General features: G+C 50.5%; 17 protein-coding genes and 1 tRNA gene. 2 read left to right on the top strand and 16 right to left on the bottom strand.

Translation table 11 applies throughout. From position 1 onward, the window contains the following. Positions 1-1458, bottom strand: coding sequence for an MBOAT family protein (locus DW033_RS08470; RefSeq protein ID WP_048927458.1), 1458 nt, complete (start codon positions 1456-1458; stop codon positions 1-3). A gap of 120 nt (positions 1459-1578) precedes the next feature. Here DW033_RS08470 and DW033_RS08465 point away from each other — a divergent pair, with 120 nt between their 5' ends. Continuing rightward, complete coding sequence (locus DW033_RS08465; protein ID WP_048928286.1) at positions 1579-2046, top strand: WbuC family cupin fold metalloprotein; 468 nt, start codon at positions 1579-1581, stop codon at positions 2044-2046. Between the two features lie 153 nt (positions 2047-2199). Here DW033_RS08465 and DW033_RS08460 read toward each other — a convergent pair whose 3' ends face one another. The 11 genes from DW033_RS08460 to DW033_RS08410 all read right to left on the bottom strand — a co-directional run bounded on the left by DW033_RS08460 (position 2200) and on the right by DW033_RS08410 (position 16358). Further along, positions 2200-3018 (bottom strand): peptidylprolyl isomerase, encoded by an 819-nt coding sequence (locus DW033_RS08460; RefSeq protein ID WP_005855996.1) that lies wholly within the window; start codon positions 3016-3018, stop codon positions 2200-2202. A gap of 39 nt (positions 3019-3057) precedes the next feature. Continuing rightward, on the bottom strand, positions 3058-4902 hold the full coding sequence (locus DW033_RS08455) for a U32 family peptidase (protein ID WP_048928285.1): 1845 nt from the start codon (positions 4900-4902) through the stop codon (positions 3058-3060). Then, positions 4903-5835, bottom strand: a complete 933-nt coding sequence (metA, locus tag DW033_RS08450; protein ID WP_005855991.1) for a homoserine O-succinyltransferase — start codon at positions 5833-5835, stop codon at positions 4903-4905. Positions 5836-5885: 50 nt separating this feature from the next. Continuing rightward, entirely contained in the window at positions 5886-7118 is a 1233-nt protein-coding gene (locus DW033_RS08445; protein WP_005868091.1) for a 6-bladed beta-propeller, read from the bottom strand. Between the two features lie 262 nt (positions 7119-7380). Continuing rightward, the gene (locus DW033_RS08440; protein ID WP_008778263.1) at positions 7381-8760 is read right to left on the bottom strand and encodes an efflux transporter outer membrane subunit; all 1380 of its coding nucleotides are present in this window, start codon (positions 8758-8760) and stop codon (positions 7381-7383) included. Beyond that, a complete protein-coding gene (locus DW033_RS08435; RefSeq protein ID WP_005868089.1) occupies positions 8757-11921 on the bottom strand; it encodes an efflux RND transporter permease subunit in 3165 nt (1054 codons plus the stop codon). The genes DW033_RS08440 and DW033_RS08435 overlap by 4 nt, the downstream gene beginning before the upstream one ends. Beyond that, the gene (locus DW033_RS08430; RefSeq protein WP_008778262.1) at positions 11918-13084 is read right to left on the bottom strand and encodes an efflux RND transporter periplasmic adaptor subunit; all 1167 of its coding nucleotides are present in this window, start codon (positions 13082-13084) and stop codon (positions 11918-11920) included. The genes DW033_RS08435 and DW033_RS08430 overlap by 4 nt, the downstream gene beginning before the upstream one ends. A gap of 275 nt (positions 13085-13359) precedes the next feature. Continuing rightward, positions 13360-14034, bottom strand: coding sequence for an RluA family pseudouridine synthase (locus DW033_RS08425; RefSeq protein WP_008780327.1), 675 nt, complete (start codon positions 14032-14034; stop codon positions 13360-13362). 1 nt (position 14035) lies between these two features. After that, positions 14036-14782: a 3-oxoacyl-[acyl-carrier-protein] reductase gene (gene fabG / locus DW033_RS08420; protein ID WP_005855977.1), complete on the bottom strand. Its 747-nt coding sequence runs from the start codon at positions 14780-14782 to the stop codon at positions 14036-14038. Positions 14783-14802: 20 nt separating this feature from the next. Continuing rightward, positions 14803-15747 (bottom strand): 3-oxoacyl-ACP synthase III family protein, encoded by a 945-nt coding sequence (locus tag DW033_RS08415; protein ID WP_005868085.1) that lies wholly within the window; start codon positions 15745-15747, stop codon positions 14803-14805. A 17-nt stretch (positions 15748-15764) separates the two neighbouring features. After that, complete coding sequence (locus tag DW033_RS08410) at positions 15765-16358, bottom strand: TetR/AcrR family transcriptional regulator (protein ID WP_005855975.1); 594 nt, start codon at positions 16356-16358, stop codon at positions 15765-15767. 150 nt (positions 16359-16508) lie between these two features. Here DW033_RS08410 and DW033_RS08405 point away from each other — a divergent pair. Beyond that, positions 16509-16580: transfer RNA gene (locus DW033_RS08405), tRNA-Met, on the top strand. Between the two features lie 197 nt (positions 16581-16777). Here DW033_RS08405 and DW033_RS08400 read toward each other — a convergent pair. From DW033_RS08400 to DW033_RS08385, 4 genes are read right to left on the bottom strand one after another with little or no spacing between them, the layout of a single operon-like run. Continuing rightward, on the bottom strand, positions 16778-18637 hold the full coding sequence (locus DW033_RS08400; RefSeq protein WP_122382645.1) for a ChbG/HpnK family deacetylase: 1860 nt from the start codon (positions 18635-18637) through the stop codon (positions 16778-16780). 27 nt (positions 18638-18664) lie between these two features. Continuing rightward, entirely contained in the window at positions 18665-19078 is a 414-nt protein-coding gene (locus DW033_RS08395; RefSeq protein WP_005855973.1) for a PaaI family thioesterase, read from the bottom strand. 10 nt (positions 19079-19088) lie between these two features. Beyond that, positions 19089-19655 carry a xanthine phosphoribosyltransferase gene (gene xpt, locus DW033_RS08390; RefSeq protein WP_005855972.1) on the bottom strand — a complete coding sequence of 189 codons (567 nt, stop codon included), beginning with the start codon at positions 19653-19655 and terminating at the stop codon, positions 19089-19091. Positions 19656-19661: 6 nt separating this feature from the next. Beyond that, entirely contained in the window at positions 19662-20987 is a 1326-nt protein-coding gene (locus tag DW033_RS08385; RefSeq protein WP_122382644.1) for a nucleobase:cation symporter-2 family protein, read from the bottom strand. Between the last annotated feature and the right edge of the window lie 8 nt (positions 20988-20995).

The raw sequence follows: 20995 nt of genomic DNA, 5'->3' as shown, positions 1-20995 counted from the left end.
TCAGAATTGAAAATAAATGAAACCTTGTGGATTACTGGCGTCGAAACCATAGATGATGATCAGCAATACCGTATAGATAACATACCGAACCGGAAGGCTCAGGTCCTCTATCATCAACCCATGCGCCTGTTTTCGGCCGATCCATTCCACGACGAACATAAGAGCCGTGAAAAAGAAACATTTCTTCAGCAGGAGTTGCCCGAATCCCAAGCCCACAAGTTGAGGAGCCGAGAATAATGAGGCATTGAACATCCGCTCGAGGTACACAGCCGCTTGAGATATATCTTCCGACCGGAACAGAATCCATCCCAATAAGACCAGTAGAAACGTAACTCCCATCTGTGTCAATTCCTTCACAGAGGGAAGGAAACTGTTTTCCGCCACGGAATCTCTATACCTCCTATTTTGACCCAACAATAGCAATGGCAGAAACAACAACGCATGATACGCTCCCCATGCCACAAACGTCCAGTTAGCGCCATGCCAGAATCCACTTACCAAGAAAATAACAAGGGTATTCCGGAAGCTCTTCCATTTTCCGACCCGGCTCCCCCCTAGCGGTATATAGATATAATCCCGGAACCAAGTCGTCAACGATATATGCCAACGCCGCCAAAACTCCGCTATATCCCGAGAGAAATAAGGATACTTAAAGTTCTGCATAAGGTCTATGCCAAATAACCGGGCACAGCCGATCGCTATATCCGAGTATCCGGAAAAATCCCCGTAAATCTGTATCGTAAAGAAGAAAGCCCCCAGAAACAAGGTACTCCCATCCAACGTCTGGTAATTCTCAAACACACCGTTCACGAACAAAGCGCAATTATCGGCAACCACCACTTTCTTGAAAAATCCCCAAAGCATCTGGCGTATACCATCCAACGCCAGATCACAATCGAAATTACGAGGCCGGAGAAACTGAGGCAACAAATGGGTAGCCCGTTCTATCGGGCCCGCCACTAATTGGGGGAAGAAACTGATATAAGCGAAGAATGCCACGATATCATGAGTCGCCTTGATTTTACCTTGGTAAACATCAATCGTATAGCTCAAAGCCTGAAACGTATAAAAGCTGATCCCGACAGGGAGCAAGATATTCAACGTCACGTAATCGGCATCCCAGCCCAATAGGTGAAGGACATTTACCAAATTCTCGGTAAAAAAATCAAAGTACTTAAATACACCCAAGATCGAAAGGTTCAGTAAAATATTACCGGCACTTATCCACTTTTGGACCGACCGGTTGCCAGCGCATTTCTCCAAATAGACTCCACTCAAGTAACTGCATAACGACGTAAACAGGATCAGCAGCAAAAAGCGCCAGTCCCACCATCCGTAGAACAGGTAACTAACAGCTACCACAAATAGATTTTGCCACCGCAAAGACTTGAAAGCAAACCAGTAACCAAAGAAAACCAATGGCAGGAATATAAGGAACTCTATGGAATTAAATAACATAAATATTTAATTTTCAGACTCAAGAATATGTATGATCAAGGCGCAAAGATACGCAATATCAAGCATTGACCAATAAATATTTCGTATATTCGTGGCTCAGAAATACAATAAGATACAGAGATGAAGATAATCAACGAACAATTACTCGACGAGACCCAGGCCAAAGCCTTGCAGTCTCCCCGCCTGCGAATGAACTATAATTTCCATGAGAGATTGGATGATCCGATCAATCGGTTACTGAATGCCATGGAGCCCGGTACGTATTTGCGTCCGCACCGGCATTTAAATCCGGCGAAAGACGAGATCTTCTTGTTGCTACGTGGGAAGGTAGCGGTATTCTTGTTTGACGAGGAAGGGAATATCACGGAGAAAACGATACTGAATCCAAAGGAAGGCGCTTATGGAGCGGAGATCAAGGCCGGAACATGGCACGGGCTTCTGGTACTGGAATCCGGATCGGTTATTTATGAGATAAAGCAAGGGCCGTTTGCGCCGCTAGCACCGGAGAACCTAGCGCCTTGGAGCCCCGAGGCGGAAGATACGAAGGGAGTAAAGAAGTATCTGGAATGGCTCGAGAGCCAAATATGATCGATGATACTTTTAGTATAACAAGCTAGCGATCAGCCTCGTATAACAAGAGCTATACGATAGTTTTAACAATGCCCATTCTAAAGTGTTTACGATGCCCATTATAAGGAGTTTACAATGGGCATCGTTACCTCCTTATAATAGGCATTGTTATTATTTCTGGAAAACCTTCGTCGATTTAATCATCACGTCGTGTAAAGGACGATCGTTCTTATCCGTCTTTACCACGGAGATCTTCTCTACGATATCGAAGCCTTCCACTACCTCGCCAAAGATCGTTACCGAGCCATCCAGATGCGGAACGCCACCGATCGTCTTATAAATCTCACGCCGTTCGGCCGGGATCACTACCGGGCCTAATACCGCCAACGTATCTTCCACCAAGATGGACGCACGGGCATGTAACTCATTCTCCAAGGAATCGGCGGCCAAGGAAGGATCTTGCTTTTTCAGCTCATCCCGGAATTTATAGTACAACCAGTTGCGGCGGATCTCATTGATACGAGCCTCTTTCTCCGCAAGCTCCTTGTCGTCCAAGACTTTCCCTTGCACAAAACAGAACTGCGTACCGGCGGAGGCACGTTCCGGATTCACGGCATCGATCTCTTTTGCGTCGATCAAAGCGCCTTTCTTATTAAAATGATTGGGTAATATCTCAGCGGGAACGGTATAACCACCATCGCCATCCCCATACAAGGCACCCGGCTCATGCGCCTTACTCTCCGGATCACCACCTTGCACGACAAACTCCTTGATAACACGGTGGAAAAGCATACCCTCATACTCGTTCGACTGGCAGAGCTTTATGAAGTTATCCCGGTGAAGAGGCGTATCGTCGTATAGCAGGACGGTGACGTCTCCCATCGTCGTCTTGATTTTCACATATACGGGTTTATTCGGGTCCAAAGGCTTATCCCCACAAGCTACCAACGTGAGCAAGAGCAGGAACAGCGAGAAAATTTGTCGTTTCATACCTGTTTTATTTATCGGATTAAGTAGTTACAAAGCCGGTTATTCCTCCGCATAGATCAACATCTGGCAATTCTTGCAGTCGAAGCGCAAACGCAAGAGCGTTTCCTTATAGCGCAGCAAGTAAGGCTCCTTATAGGGAGACTTCTGCTTCTGGTAGGTAGGGCACCATCCCATACTGTACCGCAGGCAATGTTTCGTGAACATCAAAGGGACATCCTTCTGGGGAGACAACTCGAAAGCGTCTTCCACGGCAGTCACGCCATGCGCCTTATAAAAGGCACCAGCCTTGCTATTGGAGACATTCCCTAAATAAGTCAGACGCTTCTCTGGGAAAGGGATTTCCAAAGTCTCGCCTACACACGGCTTTACCGGACGAGCCTCTTCCCTGCGGTAACGAATCCGCCGGGTAGAGATAAGCCTCTCCACCCCTTGCCTACGCATCTCGGCCAATAAAGAAGAAGGGACAAACCAGTTATCGGACATCGCCACGGTGACCTCCACCGCCTCAAAAGGCGTATTTCCCAACTTAGAGAGCTGGGTACGGATATTCTCCGCTTGATCCCGCCGGGCCGGTTCTTTCTCGAACGGCTGGGTAAGCATGATACGGGCTCCTGTCTCGTCTGTCATACTTAACGTGAAGCCAAAGGCGTTATCTTGAAATTCCATCCGGACAGAGAGCTTCCGCTCGGCGGATGGCTTGGATAGCAGTTTATCAAACTCTTGATCGAAATTCCGGTACAAAGGCATCTTCGGACGGATCGCCGGGCGATCCAACGTAAAGATCCGGTTCGCCTCCACACGGTTTACCCGGAAGCCCTCCAACTCCCCTTTCTCGTTGAAGAAGGTAAGCCCGTCTCCGTTATTCAATTGTTTCAGTCCGGCGATCGTGAAAGAGTTTCCTTTCAGTTCCTTCACCGTACCCACCGGCTCCCCCAAGGACTTAGGCGTATCAAAGCTGGTGATATCCTTCGTGCGCTCCTTCCATAAGAAAGGCGTGAAACCCCGGTTGAAGCTTTTCTCCGCCACAGGTTCGAACGTGTAAGTGCTATGCCCGGCCGAGGCACGACGGTATTCCGGCCGACGGGCCAAGATAGCGTCCAGTTTCTTCCGGTACCAAGCCGTTACGTTTTTCACGTAAGATACATCCTTCAAACGACCCTCGATCTTCAAGGAAGAGACACCGGCATCCAACAACTCCTCCAAGTATTCGCCCCGGTTCATGTCCTTCAAGGATAAGAGATGCTTACCCGATACGATCTCCTTCCCGTCCGCGTCGATCAAGCTATAAGGCAGGCGGCAATACTGGGCGCATTCCCCCCGGTTGGCGCTTCGTCCGCTCAAGGCGGCACTCAGGTAACACTGGCCGCTATAGCTTACGCACAGCGCCCCGTGTACGAAGACCTCCAGAGGCACGGTCGTTCGCTCGGCGATCTCCCGTATCTGGTTCAGCGATAGCTCCCTCGCCAATACGACTTGCGTGAAACCTACCTCTTGCAGGAATCTCACCTTCTCCGGCGTACGGTTATCCGTTTGCGTACTGGCGTGCAAGGGGATAGGCGGAAGGTTCAACTGGGTGATACCCATGTCTTGAACGATCAAGGCATCCGCCCCGGCCTCGTAAAGCTGCCAGATCATTTGCTCGGCCTCTGCCAGCTCCTCTTCTTTCAAGATAGTGTTCAAGGCCACGTAAATACGAGCCGAATAGAGATGGGCGTAATCGCAAAGCTGCCGTATATCGTCCAGCGTATTACCGGCGGCGGCACGGGCTCCGAACTTCGGGGCACCGATATACACGGCATCGGCGCCATGGTTAATCGCCTCCCTACCGCAAATCAGATCCTTAGCGGGAGATAACAGTTCTATCGAACGGGGTTCTTTTCTCATTTACAAGCTTCCTAGTTTTTTAATATCTTCCCGGCGGAACGGGGTCTCTTGGTATACGTAATAGTTCAGCCAATTGGTGAATAGCAGGTTCGCGTGCCCCCGCCAACGTACCACCGGGCCTTGCGCCGGATCGTTATTCCGGTAATAATTACGAGGCTTGTTGATGGGCAATCCCTTCCCCAAATCACGCATATACTCATCATTCAGCGTATAGGGCGAATACTCGGAATGGCCGGTGATGAAGAATTCCCGCCCGCCACGAGCCATCGCCATATAGACGCCGGATTCCTCGCTCTCGGACAATAAGGTGAGCTCGGGCACCTTCATGATATCCTCCCGGCGAATCTCGGTATGACGGCTATGAGGCACGAAGAACTCGTCATCGAACCCCCGGAAGATCGGGACAAACGGTTCACGGAGCGAATGACGGAAGACACCGAACATCTTGGCCGGCAAATCATATTTAGGCACCCCATAGAAATGGTATAGCCCCGCTTGCGCCGCCCAGCAGATATAGAGCGTGGAGGTAACATGCGTACGGGCCCAATCGAATATCTGCGTGATCTCCTCCCAATAACTAACTTCCTCGAAAGGCATCTGCTCCACGGGAGCGCCCGTCACGATCATCCCGTCGTAGAAATCATCCGCCATCTCATCGAAATCCTTATAAAATTCCTGCATATGCTCGATGGGCGTATTCTTCGGCGTATGTCCCTTGATCTTCATGAAATCAAGTTCCACTTGCAGGGGTGTATTACTGAGGAGGCGAACCAAGTCCGTCTCGGTCGTTATCTTAAGGGGCATCAAATTCAATACGACTACCCGAAGGGGGCGGATATCCTGCTCCGACGCGCGCAAGGAATCCATCACGAAGATGTGTTCCTTCTTCAGCAGCTCGATAGCCGGTAAGTTCTTTTGTAAATTTAATGGCATTTTCTATCTCTGATTATTATATGAGCGCAAAGATAATGAGAATTTTCTCATTATCGCTTATACTTCGCCACCATGATCACGGGGTTATCCTCCTCGTGCATACCCGCGGCGATCTCCTTTAACTTGCCTTTGAGGTGTCCTTCTTGATAGGCCTCGACAAGTTCGGGGGTATTTATCCGCCACGTGAAGGCGATCTCGTCGTTATTGAAGACCGTGAGGTCGAAAATCTCGTCCACGAGATTGGCGATCGGTACTTCTTTCGTGAAATCATCGTTATACAGGACATACTCAGATACTTCCTTTGTCTCCCTATCGTACACCAAATCGGTTCTCATCAACCGATAGTAGGTATCCATCATCGCCAAGTTCAATTCTTTCTTTACGGTCTGCATAAAACAATAGCGATCCGTAACCACACCCGGGAAAAGAAAGATCTCCGGGCTCATGGATTGAATAGAGGGAGTCCTTACGATAAAGGGCTTTAATCCATCAGCGGGCGAATAGGTGTAGACCGTATCGCAAGATGGCTCCGTAAGTAGCCAACGATCCCCGTAAGGGACGATACAAGGGTTATTAACCATACCTATGCCCTTTTCGTCGAACAATACTTGCGACACCTTTTTCTCAAAAGGAATCTCTATCTCTTTCGAGACGCTCCCGTCTTGCTTGGATATGAGCTGGAACAGATTTCTAGGCTCCAAGTCCTCCTCCTTGGTCGTGAAATTGAATGTGCGTCCACTATTGGAATCCTGGACGATGAAATGCTCATTGTCGAAATCATACAGGGAATAAAAAGCGCTAAAATCCGCAAACCCGTCCCCATTGAACTTAAAACGTCGCTTGAAATTGCCGTACAAATCATAGACCAGCACACTGCCATCGGCCCTATTCCCCACGAATATCTCCCCTTTCTCGTCATCCAGATAGACACCGCTCGTTGCGGCATACTCCTCGTTCCCCTGCCCTTTCCGATTGATATGCCGAATAGCCTTACCTTTCCGGTCATAAATAAAGATATCACCATCGACGGCCCACATATTTCGTATGATCATCACATCCTTCCCAATCGCCTGCAACCAGCCTAGCGTCACGAACTCGTCCGTCGTCTCCAACGGAATATATTCCACATCAAAAAGATCTTGCAAGATCAGTTCCTTTTTGGGATAATCTTTCGATACGTCCACCACGATAAGATCCTCTTTCTCTTGGGTAGAAGAGGTACCGCAACCAACCATACCTCCCGTTAATAAAAACATTCCCGCCGCTATCAAGCTCTGTCTCATAATAGTCTTTTCTTTTAGTTTAAATTTAAGGATAAAGGCAAATAACATTCACCCTATGCAATATAGGGAATTTTTAATGGCTACGCAAAGATTTGTTCGAAAAATTCGTAAATATCTCACTATTTAATGGTTATTATAAATAAGAAAACCAATGGAACCCATCCTATAACTCAATGGGATCTTGTTCGTATTCCATTGAGTTATAGGATGGGTTCCATTGGTTTATAAATTGATATCCATATATCTGCTTTAGGTATAAGGATTAGAAACCTCCCCCTAAAGCCTTATACAGGTATACCACCGACAGCAACTCATCCAGCACGGCATTGTTCAAACCGATCTGGGCGTCCAGCAAACCACGCTGGGCATCCAATACGTCCATGTAGCTGATGACACCGTTGATGTATTGCAGTTGGGCGAGTTCCAGATATTTACTGGCGGAGGCTTCCAGATTCATGCGGGAAGCACGGATCTCCTTCACCTTGCGGACGGTCACGATAGCGTTGTTCACCTCCTTGAAAGCGCCTAATACGCTCTTCTCGTAACTATAGACCTCTTGCTCGTAACGAGCCTTCGCCGCTTTCACTTTCGCCTTGTTCTTCCCCATGGCGAAGATCGGCTGCAACAGGCTTCCGGCAATAAAACCTGCCGGACTCTTCAAGATACTGCTTAACTCATCGCTCTCGAAACCGTAATTACTTGTCAAACGGATCTTCGGGAATAAGTCCGTTTGCGCCACACCCACCTGAGCGTTCGCCGCCCGAAGCTTAAACTCCGCTTGACGCATATCCGGCCGGCGCTCCAGCAAAGAAGACGGTAAGCCGATCGGTAAGGCATCCGGCAGGTGTTGGTCGCTCAAGGAAAGGCCACGGGGGATATCATCCGTATACTCGCCCAACAACATGCTGAGGTCGCTTTCCTTGATCTTGATCTGACGCTCCAGCGAGGGGATCAAGGTCTCGGTACGGGCCAACTCCACTTGGGCTTGGTTGTAAGCCGTCTCGGAAGTAAGTCCGCCCTCATAGCGAAGCTTCGCCAAGCGGACACCCTCACGACGTGCGTCCAAGGTTTGTTGCACGATCGACAACTCTTGGTCCAAGGCGCAAAGTTGATAATAATTGGCGGCTACCTCGGCGATGATGGTCAATCGCAAGGCACGCTGCCCCTCCACGGTCTGCATATAGGAAGCGATGGTAGCCTCGTTCGCCCAGCGGAGGTTGCCCCATAAATCCAATTCCCAAGATAAAGTCAGTTTCGCCCCAAACTCCGGATCGGGCTTCGGATCATCCCCTCCATAGTTCAAGCGTTCCTTTTGCGCATAGATATTCGCACCCACCTCCGGCAGCATATTCGCAAAAGAGATCCGTTTGGCGGCGATCATCTCCTTCACCTTGGCGGCGGCGATCTTCATATCCTTATTATTATCCAGAGCCTTTTTGATCAAATCTTTCAAGGTCTCATCGGCGTAAAGGCTCTCCCAAGGGATATTCTCCACGGACGCCGTATCGGTCGTATCCGTATAAGCCTCGATCCGGTCCGGCAGGTTCAACTCCGGACGTGCGTAACGCTTTCCGATCTTGCAGGAAGAGAACGCCAGCATAGAAACGACGAAAGCGGCTATATAGAAATTCTTTGTCATCATAATTTTCCGTTTTTGTGTCTCTTTAAAATAGAGGTTACCACTTCTTTCTTTTGAGCGATACGTTCCATCCGCATCTTTCCCTTTATCTTATAGATCAAGACAAAGAAGAAGGGAACCAACACGATACCTACCGTAATCGCCACCAGCATACCGAAGAACACGCCCGTACCGATACTATGGCGGGAAGCTGAGCCCGGCCCGCTAGCCAACACCATCGGAAGCATACCCAACACGAAAGCCAACGAGGTCATCAAGATCGGGCGGAAACGCATCTGGGCGGCATGGATAGCGGCTTTCACCACATCTACCCCGTTATCCACCTGTACCTTGGCGAACTCGACGATCAAGATAGCGTTCTTCGCCGCCAAACCGATCAGGGTTACCAGACCGATCTGGAAATAGATATCGTTCTCCAACCCCGTCACCCAGATACCCAAGTAAGCACCCAACGTGGCGACCGGCAAGGAAAGCAATACGGCGATCGGCACGATCCAGCTCTCATACTGAGCCGCCAAGAACAAGAAGACAAACAAGAATACCAACGCCAAGACAAATCCCGTCTGCCCGCCGGCCTGTTTCTCCTGATAGGAAAGACCACTCCACTCCAGACCGATATTCTCGGGCAGATGCTCCCTAGCGATCCGTTCCATCGCCGCCATCGCCTCGCCCGTACTATATCCCGGGGCGGCTACAGCGTTGATCGAGGCCGTGGTGAACATATTGAAACGCTTGATCGTTCCCGGGCCGGTCGTATATTGGGTCGTGCCCAAGGCGGTCAAGGGAACCATCGCCCCGTCCTTGCTGCGCACGAAGAACAAGTCCAGATTATCCCGGGTAGCCCGGTAAGGCGCCTCCGCTTGGATATATACACGGTAAATACGGTTGAACATATTGAAGTCGTTCACGTACACGGAGCCTAGATAAGCTTTCATGGTCGAGAAGATATCGGACAAAGGGATGCCGAGGAACTTCGCCCGGTCACGATCCACGTCGAAATACAACTGCGGGATCTCGCTCTGCATGGCGGAAGATACGCCTTGAAGCTCCGGCGCCTGCGAGGCGTAATACAGGAAGGTATCCGTGGCGCTTACCAGATTATCCCAGCTAGCGTCTCCCCTAGCCTCCAACTGCATCTCCAAACCACCGCTCTCACCCAAGCCCGGGATTACCGGCGGACGGTTCACGTACGACTTAGCCTCGGGGTAATAATAGAATTCCCGGCGGGCATCGGCCATCACGTCCTCTACCTTCATGCCGGAGGATTTACGCTCTTCCCACGGTTTCAGGATCACCGTCAGCGTGGCACGCCCTTGGTTCGTACCGACACGGGGACTGCTACCGGTTACGTTCTGCACGTAGGCCACGGCCGGATGATGGTCGAGGAACTCGATCGCACGGTCTGTCACGGCACGTGTACGCTCCAAGGTAGTACCCTCGGGCATCTCCAGCTCTACAGTGAAGAACCCTTGATCCTCCTCCGGGATAAAGCTGGTAGGCAACACCCGGTTCAAGACGAAGATAGCCACCAGTACCATCCCAAACCCTGCCAAGATACGGCGGGGATTAGCGATGGAGATACGCAACAACTTCGTATATTTCTTATTTCCTTTCGCCAACCACAGATTGATCTTACGGAAAATAAACGCTTTCTTCTTATGAGACGGACGCAAGATGATGGCGCACATCGCCGGGCTCAACGTCAAGGCCACTACCGTGGACAGCAACACGGAAACCACGATCGTGACGGAGAACTGACGGTACAACTGCCCCGTGATACCTCCCAAGAAACTCACCGGCACGAACACGGCGGCCAATACCATGGAGGTAGCGATCAAGGCGCCGGATAATTCCCGCATCGCCTTATGCGTAGCCTCACGGGCGGTCACACGCTCCTCGGCCATGATACGCTCCACGTTCTCCACCACCACGATAGCGTCGTCCACCACGATACCGATCGCCAAGATCAATCCCAGCAAGGTAAGCATATTCAACGAGAAGCCGAAGATCAACATAAAACCGAACGTTCCGATCAAGGAGATCGGGACAGCGATCGTCGGGATCAAGGCCGCACGCCAATTCTGCAACGAGAGGAACACCACGAGAACGACCAAGAAGAGGGCCTCGAACAAGGTCTTATACACCTCATGCACGGATTGGGAGATATACTCCGTCATATCGAACGGGAAATTATACTCCAAGCCCTCCGGGAAGTTCTTGCTGATATCCTTCATCGCCTCTTTCACCTTCGTGGCGACCTCCAGAGCGTTCGCTCCCGGCAACATATAGATACCCAAGATAGCGGCGTTCTTCCCGTTGATCCCACTCTCCGTAGAATACGAGGAAGCCTCCAGCGATACCCGGGCCACGTCGCTCATCCGGACGATCGAGCCATCCGGGTTCGCCCGCACCACGATATCCTCAAACTCCTTCACGGTGGACAAACGTCCCGGGGCCGTGATAGGCAAGGTGACATCCACGTCCAGCACAGGTTGCTTACCCAGCTCGCCCGCCGCCGATTCCCGGTTCTGGTCTTTCAAGGCATCCTGCAAGTCCTTTACCGTCAATCCCATATTAGCCAACCGATCCGGATATACCCAGATCTGCATACCGTAATAACGGCTACCGATATTCGATACACGGCCTACGCCCGGGATACGGCGCAATACGTCCAACACGTTGATCGTGGCGAAGTTACTCAGATAAATCTCGTCGAACTTCGGATCGTCGGACATCAAGCTCAAGGTCATCAGCTGGCTGGGTGCCTGCTTCTCGATCGTGATACCATTCTGGATCACCTCGGCGGGCAAACGACTCTCGGCCAGTTTCACACGGTTCTGGATCTCGACAGCCGCCAAGTCCGCATCGGCGGATACATCGAAGGTCACCGTAATATTCAAGCTACCCGAGTTCGAGCTACTACTTTGCATATAAATCATGCCGGGCGTACCGTTCAGCTCCTGCTCGATTGGGGTAGCGACCGCTTGAGACACTGTCAGGGCGCTCGCTCCCGGATACGTGGCGCTGATCTTCACCACGGGGGGCGTAATCTGCGGATACTGGTCCACAGGCAACAATGCCAGTCCGATGATTCCGACAATCACGATCAGGATCGATAAGACGGTCGAAAAGACAGGACGGTCTATAAAGAATCCCGGTTTCATTGTTCTTCCTCCTCTCTAAGCGCTTGGATAGCCTTCTCGTCGCCGGCCTCTACCGCATGTACCTTCACGCCCGGTACCAATTTATGATAACCCTCTACCACTACTCGCTCGTTCTCGCCCAAGCCTCGTTCGATCACGACCTTGTTGCCGATCTCCGGGCCGGTCTGCACGAAACGCTTCTCGGCGATATCGTCCCTACGGATGATATAGATGAACGCACCTCCTTTCTCAATCGAGAGCGCTTTCCGGGGAACGACGATCGAACGCTCTCGGACATCCAGCAGGAGCTTCACTTTCGTGAACTGTCCGGGCAATAATTTCTGGTTCGGGTTGGATAGTTCCGCACGAACGCCAAACGTACCGGTCTTCGGGTCCACCAGCGGATCGGCGAAGTCCACGATACCTTTTACCGGGTATTCAGAGTCGTCCGCTAAGGTAACCGTCACGGTAGGCTGCCACGAACGGGTCGTATCCCGCTCGCCAAACTTCACGTTACGACGCTCGGCACGCAGGTAATCCAAGGCGGTCATCTTAAAATCGACCAATACCGTGTCGCTCTTCACGACAGCCGCCAATTTCGAATTGACACCCGGGCCCACCAAAGCGCCCACATCCACGAAACGCTCACTGATATACCCGGACAGCGGCGAGGTCACTACCGTATAGCTCAACTCCATCTCCGCTTGATCCAGATCCGCCTTGCTCATGGCGATATTCGCCTCGGCGTCTTCCAGAGCGGCCGTGGCGTTATCCAAATCCAGCTGGCTGGCGGCGTGTTGCTCGTACAACGGTTTCAGGCGTTCCACATCACGCCGGGCCTTGGCCGCTTGGGCTTGGCTTTTCTTCAGTTGGGCTTTCGCCTTCTCTACCCTAGCACGATATTTATCGGGATTAATCATAAACAGGGGCTCATTCTGCTTCACCCGTTTACCTTCCTCAAACAACATTTTCTCTAGGAATCCCTCCACACGGGCATGTACCTCGACAAAGCTGGCGGCACGGATACGTCCCACGTACTCACCATAAATCTGCACGTCTTCTTTTGAGGGTTTGTCTACGATCACGATGGGCAATTGCTGCTCTTCCTTATGGTGGCAACCCGTCATCGCTACTACAAGGGCTATCAAGATAACCTGTACTTTTGCCAATCTTTTCTTGCTCATTCTACCTATATAAATTACTTATGTCACATTTGTCATTTAAGAAAGAAAGAATCATTCCATTTTTCTCGAGGACATCGATAATTAACGTTACTTCACTTAATAACAAACCGTATAGCGTTTATGTTAACATTTATACTAAAATTAGGGCATATCCAACTGGGGAATAAATCCACAACCAGCCGGGAAAGTCTACACTTAAAAATAAAAATCCCTTCGAATGAAATGCTTTTTCCATCCGAAAGGATTTCACAGATACCAGATCTTCATCTATTATCTTATTGATCAACCGACAACGCTTTCCACAAATTATCGTCCGGTACGGGAGCGACAATTCGCACGTTCTCTTTTGAAACCGGATGGATAAACTCCGCACTACGTGCGTGCAAGCTAATGCCTCCATCCTTATTGGAACGATCGAAACCATATTTCAGATCTCCCTTGATCGGACATCCCATCTTCGCCAACTGACAGCGGATCTGATGGTGCCGCCCCGTCTTCAAATCGATCTCCAACAGATAATAATGATCCGAATGGGCGATCAATTTATAACGCAGGATGGCTTTCTTGGCATTCGGCCGCTCGGTATCGTAAGCGTAACTCTTATTTTGCTTCTCGTTCCGCACCAGCCAATCCACCAACTCACCCTCATCCTGCGGGGGACGGTTCTTGACGATCGCCCAATACGTCTTGCGCACCTCACCGACACGAAACATCTCGTTCAAGCGAGAGAGGGCCTTGCTCGTCTTGGCGAAAATCACGACCCCGCTCACCGGACGATCCAGACGGTGCGTGACACCGACAAAGACGTTACCGGGCTTGCAATACTTCTTCTTCAGCCATGCCTTCAGCATCTCCGAGAGAGGCTTATCGCCCGTCTTGTCGCCTTGCACGATCTCACGGCAGGTCTTATCTACCGCTATAATATGATTATCCTCGTAAATAACCTCCATATTACATGTTCATACCGCCGTCAACCTGAATAACCTGTCCGGATACATAAGAAGACATATCCGAAGCCAAGAAGGTAGCGATATTAGCCACATCCTCGACCGTTCCACCACGGCGCAAAGGAATCTTCTTGCACCACTCGGCACGTACCTCGTCAGACAGCTGAGCGGTCATATCCGTGATGATGAATCCCGGGGCGATAGCGTTCGCACGGATGCCACGAGAACCCAACTCCTGAGCGACAGACTTAGCCAAGCCGATCATACCGGCCTTGGAAGCGGAGTAGTTAGCTTGTCCGGCGTTACCATGGACACCTACGACAGAAGACATATTGATAATGCTACCCGCACGTTGCTTCATCATGACCGGGGTACAAGCGTGGATAAAGTTGAAAGCGGACTTCAAGTTCACGTTCAACACAGCGTCCCATTGTCCCTCGCTCATACGCATCATCAAGCCGTCTTTCGTGATACCGGCGTTGTTCACCAAGATATCGATACGTCCGAAATCCTTCACGATCTCGGCCACCACGTTATGAGTCTCTTCAAAGTTAGCGGCGTTAGAAGCGTATCCTTTCGCCTTCACGCCCAAAGCCTCGATCTCAGCCTGTGTAGCCAAGCCATTCTCATCGATCACCAGATCCGTGAAAGCGATGTTAGCGCCCTCTTGGGCGAACTTCAAGGCGATAGCCTTACCAATACCACGAGCGGCACCCGTTACGACAGCCACTTTACCTTCTAATAGTTTCATATTACTCAAATTTTTTAATATCAATGTTTAATCAAGCAAGCTCCCGTCGAATAGCCACCGCCGAATACCGTGATAGCGATCAAGTCGTCTTTCTTGAAATTCTTATCGTTCTGGGCATATACCAAGGCCGAGCTTACGGAACCCGTATTTCCCAGCTCCTCGATATTGTGCAAAAATTTCTCGTCCGGCAAGTTCAATTGCTTGGCGATATTCGCCATGATACGCATATTCGCCTGATGGCCGATGAAATAAGTAAGGTTATCCAGCGTATAACCGTTCTTCTCCAACAAATGAAGGACATTCTTAGGCATATAGGTACAAGCTTGGATAAATACGTCACGCCCCTCCGGCATCAAGATACCGCCGTCACGAGGACGCAAGTGAACCGCCTCCATCGCTTTCGACAAATGGCCGAGACCTTGCGTGTAGACCTCTACGATCTCAGCGTCGCCCTCACCGATCCGCTCCTTGGAGATAAAGAAAGCGGCAGCGGCATCACCCCATAAATGGCCCGCCTTCGGGTCTGTCTCATTATAATAAGCGGAGTTCTTATCAGCGGAAAGCACCAAAGCCTTGGAAGCCTTCCCCATGGCGAAATATCCCTCCACAACCTCCAAGGCGTTCAAGAAAGAAGAACAAGCCGAGGATAGATATAAAGCTTTCGCGTCAGCGATAGTATACTCATGTTGAACCGTATGCGCGGCCGTCGCAACCGTATCATAAGGAGAATACGAAGCGGAGACGATCAAGTCTACCTCCGTGATATCGTAAGGCAATTTGGGAAGAGCGTCCTTCACGGCCTCAAGGCTCATGGTATTGATATTCTCCCCCTCTTTCGCTTTCGAGCGGGTATGAATTCCCGTCCGTTGCTCAATCCACTCACTTGTCAACCCGCTCAATTCAAGAAAATGTTGGTTATCTACCCGTTCTTCAGGCACATAAAACCCTGTCGCATTAATAAACATTCCTTAGTGTCTTTGATTTACTTAATCTTTATTCCGTTGAATATTAAATTCATCACATTGTCTCTACGTTTAATCCGCTGGCTGATATTATCACCCATGATCCCCCGGATATAGGGCACCTCCAGCCCTTTCAAGGCATGATGGAGCACGAGGGCGGTAATGTCCGTGTCCGGCATGCTGAATATACCCTCCTTCACGCCATCGTCCAATATTCCCTTTATGATCTCCACTTCCCGAAGGTCGAAGCTCTTGCGTACCTTCTCCACCCGCCATATATCACGGAAGAAGGTAGCTCGCAACGTACCGTTCCGAAATACCAACGCCTTTACAGCGTCCAAGCGGCTATAGATAAACGTCAGCAACTTCTCGTCCGCCGGCAGATCCTTGCTGGCCACGTCCACCAGCATCTTATGAAGCTGGTCCAGCTCCGACTCCACTACCGCCAAATAGATCTCGTTCTTGCTTTTAAAGTACGTATAAAGCGTACGTCTCCCCTTACGAGATGCCTGTGCAATATCGTTCATCGTCGTGTTATCAACCCCCATGCGGGCAAACAATTGTCTGGCCACATCCACCAACATGTCACGTGTTTTAGAAACTGTCATCGGCATTGTATTGCACATTTTGATTAAAACTGTGCGCAAAGTACTTAAAAAAGATCGTATCTACCAAGTATATTAAAAAAAACTTGCAATAAATTTGTTTTGTAAGAAAATATCCCTACCTTTGCACTCGCAATCAAGAAATGATAGCAACTATATCGCGGAGTGGAGCAGTGGTAGCTCGTTGGGCTCATAACCCAAAGGTCGTAAGTTCGAGTCTTGCCTCCGCAACTAAGAAAAGCCTTCCGGTCTGTGACCAGAAGGCTTTTCCTTTTTCGTAACCCAATGGTTTACGGGGTGGGAATCATTGAGTTTTTCCCGTAATCCATTGACTTACGTACCGTAAACCATTCGCTTACGCCCAACAAGTCACATAGGCTTACGTCCGGGGCCTCTTATTGGTTTCCCGGACGTAGGGCCTACAGTTCCTATCTCAAGGCAGGCAAGATATATTTCCATATCAAGTCGATCTCGGCCTGCATATCGCCGATATTCGCCGTCATGGCGATTACCGCATCTTGCTCGGGCAATATAATAATGTATTGTCCATTGGCTCCATCGGCACGAACGGCGTTATGGCGGCAACGCCACATCTGGTAACCGTAGCCTTGTAACCAGTCGCTATCTTTCGGCTTCATCTTCAAGTTCTCCGGTCTCATACCGGCGGGCAAAGAGGCTATCTTGGAGGTGGTGGCTTCCTCTATCCAGCTTTCGGGGAGCAATTGCTTATCGTTCCATTTTCCCTTTTGCAGGAAAAACTGACCCATTTTCGCTAGATCCTCGGTCTTGAGATACAAACCCCAACCACCGCAATTGACGCCTTGGGGACTCTCTTCCCAAGTAGCGCCGACGATACCCAGCGGACGGAACAGACGGGGATAGAGATAATTGATCACCTTCTCCCCCGTCACCTTCTGGATGATAGCGGAAAGCATATACGTGCCGAGGCTGTTGTATACGAAATAGGTTCCCGGTTTATGTACCAACGGCGCCGAGAGGAAGAGCTTTGCCCAATCGGCCTTCTCGTTCCCCTTCTGCCGTACTAAAGCGGTGGGATCGACATCATGGCCGGAGGACATGGTCAATAGGTGACGTATCTCCAGCTCTTTCAAGTAAGGGCTTACCTCGGCCGGTAATTGGTCGGGGAAGAAGGAGATCACCTTGTCCGTGACCTTCAATTTACCCTCCGCGACGGCGAAACCGATAGCCGTAGCCGTAAAGGTCTTGCTAACGGAGTTCAAGACGTGCGGCGTATGGCGGTCGCCCTCACCCAGCCATTGCTCCTTTACGACCTTTCCATGCTGGAGGATCATGATACTATGTAAGTCTTGATCCGCCTTTTTCACCGCCCGCAGATAATTGCCGAACGCCTTATCCAAGGCTTTCGAGGCTTCCGCACGAGGGAGTTCCTTGGTCAGGTCGTTATAACTGATCAGGTCTATGTTCTTATCCTTCAAGGCTTGCTTCACCTTCGGACTGGTAAAAAGATCGGTCACGCCTTGACGGTCCATCGCCACGTTCTCGTAGCCGATATGCCCGACGGTTTTCATCTCCTCGTTATCCAAGGCCGGGTGATCCAAGAACATATAGCGTTTACCGGGTTCCAGCTTATCCAACATCCGGATGAAACTGGCCTCCTTCTCGGCCGGGGTCTTGGAGGCTCCATCATACCCGGAATAGGTGAAATCGTATTCCTGCATCGCCTCTACCCGATCCACGACCGGCAGATGATATTCCTCGGACAAGCGGCGCATCAACTTCACCACCTCCGGATCGAAACCGGTCGATCCCATATGACCGGAGATATGGCTGATCTGGGGAATGTTCTTCAAGGCCATCTCTATCTGGGCCCGAGCCTCCTGCTCGATCTCGGCCAAGCTCCATGTATTCTCCAGAATGGCCAGACCCGGGTAGGCGGAATTCGGAGACATCATCGGCAAGAAATAGCCATTGCTATCGGTCAAGCTGGGACAATGCGTCAGCGGACGCCATTTCACGTTATCCCATTCGCTGGTCAGCGTCAGGTGAAGCCCGACATCTATCCCCGGGTTCTCCCTCAACAGCCGGGCGGCCTCGGGGAACCACGAGGTGACAACCATAACCTCTATACAGGTCTCCACCCCATTCTTATACCCTTCCATACACGCTATATTGGCGGAACGGAACGACCCCATGTCATCCGCACGGATGATCAGGCGGGGATTCGTGGCAGGCTGGCTGAATGCCGGCCACGTAGCGGCGAACAACAGGCAGCCGCAAAGGATTCTTTTTACATTTGAAGTCTTCATGATATTGATAAATAAGTAACATCTTTTCTATACTTGGGGATGGACCACACAAAAGGTGCCGGAAGATTTGCTCACCAACTTATCGTCGCAATAAATCTCGCACTCACAAAAATGTATATTCCGTCCCGCCTTGATCACGGTACCCTTGGCGATCAGCTCATTACCCCAAGCGGCCCGTAAGAAAGACATTTTCAACTCTGCCGTCAGCACGTCTTTCTCCAGCGGGGTCATCGTATAGGCGGCGAAACCGGCGATCGTATCCGCCAAAGCAGCCAAGACACCCCCATGCGTCACGCCGCTATATTGTCTCTGCTCGTCATGCAAGGGCATATGCGCCTCTACACGACCTTCCTCGATAACCGTGAAGTCGATCCCCAGAAAATTCACATAAGGATTCGTCTTCGCACGGTTAATCAACTTTTCTTTTATTCTCTCATCCATATCTTTTCCTTTAACGAACCGTTATCTTACAATCATCCAGATTATCGATAATGGCGAGGCTCTCCACACGTATGCCCTTTTCACGTAGCAGGTTCCCGCCATCTTGAAACGCCTTCTCGATAATAAAACCCATACCCTCGATCACGGCTCCCGATTGCTCCGCCAACTCGACCATTCCCATGGCGGCGTTTCCGTAAGCCAAGAAATCATCGATAAACAGGATATGATCCTCCGGAGTCAAGAAGTTATTGCTGATACATACCGTATAGTCACGATCCTTCGTGAAGGAATGGACCACGGTAGAGAGCATGTTCTCCATCGTCTTCGGTTTCTTCTTCTTTACGAAGACCACCGGCAGCTGCATGATATAACCTACCATAATGGCCGGGGCGATACCGCTCGCCTCGATGGTCACGATCTTGTTTATCTTACGATCTTGAAAACGACGGATAAATTCCTCGGCGATCTTATACATCAACATCGGGTCCATTTGATGATTGATAAAACTATCCACTTTAAGGATACCGCCGGGATAACAGCGGCCGTCTTGCAAGATGCGTTGCTTCAATAATTCCATAATTTGTTATTCTGTTTGATCTTCTTTTACACGTATAAATAAATTCGCCAGAATGGCCGTCAAGCCACCCGTCGTTATGCCGGAGGAGAAAATGCCACGGATCACTTGAGGAGCGGCCCCTAGAATATCCGGCATCAGCTCCACCCCCAACCCCAAGGACAAACTAACCGCCAACACCAACGTGGCCTTCCGGTTGATATCTTGGGCGGCGATAATACGGATACCTGCCGCCGCCACCGTACCGAACATCAGCAGGGTAGCTCCTCCCAGCACCGGATCGGGCATCAAGGAGAAGATAACGCCGACAACCGGGAATAATCCCAACAGGATCAGCATACCCGCGATATAATACCCCACGTACCGGCTGGCGACTCCCGTCAGCTGGATGATCCCGTTATTCTGGGCGAAGATAGAGTTCGGGAAAGAGTTAAAAACACCGGAGATAAACGAGTTCACCCCATCCGCCAGCACCCCGCCGGAGACTCGCTTCAGGTAGCCTTCTCCCTCGATCGATTTTCCCGATATCATCGAGTTGGCCGTAATATCCCCCGTAGCCTCGATCGCCGTGATCAGATAGATCAAGGCGATCGCCACGAATGAAGATATATTAAAATCCAATCCATATTTGAAGGGAACCGGGATATTAAACCCTCTCAAACTCTGCGAGGAGACAGCCTCCATATCCACCATTCCCATGGCGAAAGCGATCGCGTAACCGATACACAACCCTAACACGATGGAACTCATCCGCAAGTACTTGTTCTTACAACGATTGAAGAACAAGACACTCAACAAAACGCACACAGCTACCCCGATATTACGCAAACTACCGAACGTACCGTTATCCATAGCCGTATACCCACCGCCGCAAGCGACCACTCCTACCTTGATCAGGCTCAAGCCGATGAGCAACACCACGATACCCGATACCAAGGGAGTAATCACCGAGCGCAGATACTTAAAAGTACGGCTCACGATCATCTCTACCGGAGAGGCGGCGATACAAACGCCGAAAATAAGGGGAAGCCCTCCCGACAAACCAGCCGTGATAATCGGGCCGATAAACGAGAAGCTGGTGCCTTGGATACATAGCAGCCCCGCCCCGACCGGTCCTAATTTACGACATTGAACGAATGTGGATACCCCGGAGACGAACAGGGCCATGGAAACCAAGAAGCCGGTCGTCTCCATATCCAGTTTCAGCGCCCCGGCGATAATCAAGGGAGGTGTTATGATCGCCACGAAAATAGCCAGCAGATGCTGGATGGCGGCAAAAAGCGTCTCTTTCAAAGGCGGACGGTCATCGATCCCGTAAATCAAATCCGTATTCATCCTGTCTC

This window comes from Parabacteroides sp. AF39-10AC (assembly GCF_003635405.1).
GTDB classification, from domain to species: Bacteria; Bacteroidota; Bacteroidia; order Bacteroidales; family Tannerellaceae; genus Parabacteroides; species Parabacteroides distasonis.
Note: the sequence above shows the minus strand (reverse complement) of the source record. Positions and strands in the feature narration are given on the sequence as shown.